This window comes from Herpetosiphon sp., from assembly GCF_003512625.1.
Classification (GTDB): Bacteria; Chloroflexota; Chloroflexia; order Chloroflexales; family Herpetosiphonaceae; genus Herpetosiphon; species Herpetosiphon aurantiacus.
The window spans coordinates 632-2,518 of the sequence record NZ_DOPT01000108.1 but is presented as its reverse complement, the minus strand read 5'-3'; the positions used below and the strand labels follow the sequence as shown (position 1 = coordinate 2,518).

Below are 1,887 nucleotides of genomic sequence, written 5' to 3'. Positions count from 1 at the left end.
CGGGACGGAAGGGTGGTGATTATCAATGATTTAATTAAAACCTATAAACCATGACATCGAATTTATTGAGCAGCGGCAAAAATCCGATCAATCGTATCGGCCAAGCCAAAATCTTTCTCGGTAATGCCTTTTTCATCATGGGTAGATAGGGCAATCGTCACTTTATTGTAGCGAATATCAATATCGGGGTGATGATTGACTTCCTCAGCAGCATCGGCAATCCGCCGCACAAACTCAATCGCAAATGGAAAAGTCGCTAAACCATAGGTTTTGCTAATTTGTCCATCAACGACCGTCCAACCTGAACGCTGCTCTAATGCTTGCTGCAATGCTGCCTTGGCCAAAACTGGCATAGTCACTCCTTTGTAGACACTTGGCGCTACATGGCTCCAACCACATCGGCATATGGTTCGCCACACACAACATGATCATACAACTCACGAATATCGTGGGCAACTGCGGCCCAGCTATAGCGTTGGGCTGCTTGCACGCCGTTGCGGCCTAATTGTAAACGCAAAGGCTCATCATTCAAGAGCAAACTAATTTTTTCGGCTAAAGCTTCGGGATCTTCGCGCGGCACCAGTAGGCCCGTTTCGCCGTCACGCACGGTGTAGCGCAAACCACCAACGTTGGAAGCTATCACTGGCGTGCCACAGGCCATGGCTTCGAGCGCCACCATGCCAAACGATTCGTAGTGCGATGGCACCACCACCATATCGGCAGCACTATAAAACAAAGGCAATTTGCGCTGATCTTGCGATCCTTGGAAGGTGACCAAATGGCCTATGCCTAATTCGCCCTGCAAACGCCGCAAACGCCGCATTTCGCTGCTCCATTGATCTGGGGTTTCGCGCCGATCGCCGCCAATAATCGCCAAACAAATATCGCCACGTAACGAGGGCTGTTGCTCAGCCAACAAGGCCATCGAACGTAGCAGCGTATCAATTCCCTTGAGTGGCTCGATCCGCCCGACAAACAGCAACATACGATGAGGATGCGGCGGCACGCCTAATTCATTGCGGGCAATTTGATGCGCAATCGGGTGGAAATGCTCAACATCAACCCCACACGGCACAACCACAATCCGCTCACACTCAGCGTCATAGTGTTCGAGCATCTGAGCACGATCAAGCGGCGTAGCCGCAACAACTCGATCAACTTCGTGCAACAGCATGCGTTCGATCGCGATTCGTTGTTCAGTTTCAGCTTCATCGCCACGGGCAATTGTATTTTTCATCGCCCCCAAGGTGTGAAACATATGAATAACTGGTGTACCCCAAGCTTGGCGTAACTCTAGCGCGGCAACGCCAGAGAGCCAATAATGGCTATGAATCACATCGTAATGAATATCTTCGCCATCAGCAACACAGCGAATCCGATGGACAAATTCTGGTAAATAATCCAAAACCCAATTCTTATCGTAGGGCGCAGCCGGGCCGACACGCACCGCAAACACCCGCACATTTGGCGCAAGATTGGTAATCAACGGTGTGTGAGGGTCTTGCGACCGAGTATAAATATCGACCGCCACCCCTTGGCGACCCAACTCACGGCTTAATTCACGAACATAAACATTCATACCACCAGCTTCTTTACCACCCAAAGCAGCTAGAGGACTCGAATGGACACTCAACATTGCAACGCGGCGCACAGCTACCTCCCGTGTGTGGTTTCTGATCATCAGCATACCACGAAACGCGCCATGCTTGCTGAATCCTAGGCCCGATTTCGAGTAGGGGTCAGGAGTTAGGGATCAGGAGCCAGAGTTTAGGGATCAGGTTTTAGCACAGAGGCGCAGAGAGAAGGATGAAGAATGAAGGATGAAGGATAAAGGATGAATCGCTCATTCGTGTAATTCGTGTAATTCGTGCAATTCGTGGCTAAAAA

Annotated in this window: 2 protein-coding genes; both read right to left on the bottom strand. The window is 50.3% G+C overall.

The genetic code is table 11. The annotated features are described in order from the left end of the window. Nucleotides 1–62 precede the first annotated feature (62 nt). The gene (locus DEF47_RS24660; protein ID WP_012189791.1) at nt 63–353 is read right to left on the bottom strand and encodes a 4a-hydroxytetrahydrobiopterin dehydratase; all 291 of its coding nucleotides are present in this window, start codon (nt 351–353) and stop codon (nt 63–65) included. A 26-nt stretch (nt 354–379) separates the two neighbouring features. Beyond that, the gene (locus tag DEF47_RS24655) at nt 380–1,651 is read right to left on the bottom strand and encodes a glycosyltransferase (protein ID WP_012189792.1); all 1,272 of its coding nucleotides are present in this window, start codon (nt 1,649–1,651) and stop codon (nt 380–382) included. Nucleotides 1,652–1,887 lie beyond the last annotated feature (236 nt).